This window comes from Streptomyces sp. NRRL WC-3549 (assembly GCF_000721935.1).
Classification (GTDB): Bacteria; Actinomycetota; Actinomycetes; order Streptomycetales; family Streptomycetaceae; genus Streptomyces.
The window spans coordinates 67,710-69,712 of record NZ_KL585440.1; the positions used below are offsets into that span (position 1 = coordinate 67,710).

The 2,003-nt window shown below is 73.7% G+C and carries 2 protein-coding genes and 1 pseudogene; all 3 read right to left on the minus strand.

The features are described 5' to 3' along the window. Nucleotides 1–626 (minus strand): annotated as a pseudogene (locus IH13_RS0133210) (hypothetical protein); the annotation flags it as partial. Beyond that, nucleotides 608–1,345, minus strand: a complete 738-nt coding sequence (locus IH13_RS0133215; RefSeq protein ID WP_031090347.1) for an ABC transporter ATP-binding protein — start codon at nucleotides 1,343–1,345, stop codon at nucleotides 608–610. The pseudogene IH13_RS0133210 and the gene IH13_RS0133215, both read right to left, overlap by 19 nt. A 198-nt stretch (nucleotides 1,346–1,543) precedes the next feature. Beyond that, nucleotides 1,544–2,003: aminotransferase class III-fold pyridoxal phosphate-dependent enzyme (locus IH13_RS0133220; protein WP_031090349.1), on the minus strand; the 460-nt coding region annotated here is incomplete at its 5' end.

Here is a 2,003-nt window from a genome sequence, read left to right on the forward strand (position 1 = left end):
GCGTACGCCTCCGCCGCGAGGCCGGCCGCCGTGAGGGCCACGCCCCACGGAAGCCCCGTCGGCGCGGGGGCCGGGGCGAGCTGCTCCTCGGCCTCCGGGGCACCGGACGGGGCCGAGGGCCGGGAGCGCAGCGCCAGCCCGCTCGCCGCCGCCGACGCCAGCGGTACGAGCGCGAGCAGCGTGAGGGCCGCCGCGAGCGGCAACGGGGTACCGGCGCCCAGGAATTCGGCCGCCCCGCCGTCGAAGGGCAGCCCCGCCAGGTCGCCCCGCAGATGGAGGAAGAAGAGCAGCGCCACCACCGAACCCAGCGTGGTGGACACCGCCGTGGAGACGGCCGCCAGCACGCTCAGCCGGGCCGGGCCCGCACCGGCCGCGAAGAGCCCGGGGCGCGGCCGGGTGCTCGGGTCCGTGCGCGCGACCGCGACCGCGAACTGGACGGTCGCCGCCAGGGGCACGGCACACCACAGCAGCCGCAGCACGGAGCTCGACGCGTGCGCCGGGTGCCCGGAGGCGTAGCCGAGGGTGCACAGGAGCAGGAAACCGACCCCGGCCGACGCGGCGGCGAGCAGCAGCCGCCGTACCAGGACCAGGGGGTGCGAACCGCGGGTCAGACGGAGAGCGAGCACGCCGAGGCGCCTTCCGTATCGGGCGCCGCGGGCAGGTCGACGGTGTTCACACGCCGGCCGTCGAGCAGGCAGACCGTACGGTCGGCGAGGGCGGCGACCTCCGCGTCGTGGGTGGCGAGTACGACGGTGATGCCGTGCGACCGGGCCGCCGTGGTCAGCGTCCGGAGCAGCTGGGAGCGTTCGGCCCGGTGCAGCGTCGCGGTCGGCTCGTCGGCGAAGACCACGGCCGGGGAGGCGGTCAGCGCACGGGCGACGGAGACCCGCTGGCGCTGCGACTGGAGCAGGGCGTGCGGGCGCTTCTTCGCGAGCGGGCCGATGTCCAGGCGCTCCAGCCACTCGGTCGCGGCCTTCTTCGCCGCCCGGTGCGAGACGCCCCGCAGCAACAGCGGAAGCGCCGCGTTCTCCCAGGTGGTGAGCTCCGGTACGAGCTCCGGCTCGGCGCCGATCCAGCCGAACCGGTCGCGGCGCAGTTGTTCGCGCAGCCGGGGGCCCATGGTGTGCACGGGGACGCTGTTGAACCAGACCTCGCCCTCCTGGGGCACCAACTGTCCGGAGAGGCAGTGCAGGAGCGTCGACTTGCCGCTGCCGCGCGGACCGGTCACGGCGAGGACCTCGCCGTCGCGGACTCCGAGGGAGACACCGCCGAGCGCCGGCGACCCGTTGTGGGAGTGGTGCAGGGAACGTGCCCAGATAACGTCGTTGTCGGGCGGGGCCACCATGGCGTACACCTCGGTTCGGATCAGGTTCCCCACCCCCCGTTCGGGGGAACGAAGACATGGCCGATCGGTCACTCGGCACGCTAGGCAGCCGGGCCGGGGTGTCGGGACAGCACGCGGCCCGGACGCTCCCCTTCTCACTCGAACGGGTGAGAGTCCCCGCCTCGCGGGCGGCCGGGGACGGGGCCCGCGGCCACCGGCTCAGAGCTTCGTCCAGGCCTCCGTCAGGACGCCCCGCAGGATGCCTTCGATCTCGTCGAACGTCGACCGGTCGGAGATCAGCGGCGGCGCGAGCTGGATCACCGGGTCGCCGCGGTCGTCGGCCCGGCAGTACAGGCCGTTGTCGTACAGCGCCGGGGAGAGGAAGCCGTAGAGGACGCGCTCGGTCTCCTCGGCGTCGAACGTCTCCTTGGTCGCCTTGTCCTTCACCAGCTCGATGCCGTAGAAGAAGCCGTTGCCCCGGACGTCGCCCACGATCGGCAGGTCGTGCAGCTTGCGGAGCGTGGTGAGGAAGGCGTTCTCGTTGTCCAGGACGTGCTGGTTGAGGCCCTCGCGCTCGAAGATGTCGAGGTTGGCCAGGGCGACCGCGGCGGAGACCGGGTGGCCGCCGAAGGTGTAGCCGTGCAGGAAGGTGTTGTCGCCCCGGTAGAACGGCTCGGCG

Coding starts and splice junctions, on each gene's coding strand:
- IH13_RS0133215 (WP_031090347.1), bottom strand. CDS start 1,345: ATGGTGGCCCCGCCCGACAACGACGTTATCTGGGCACGTTCCCTGCAC.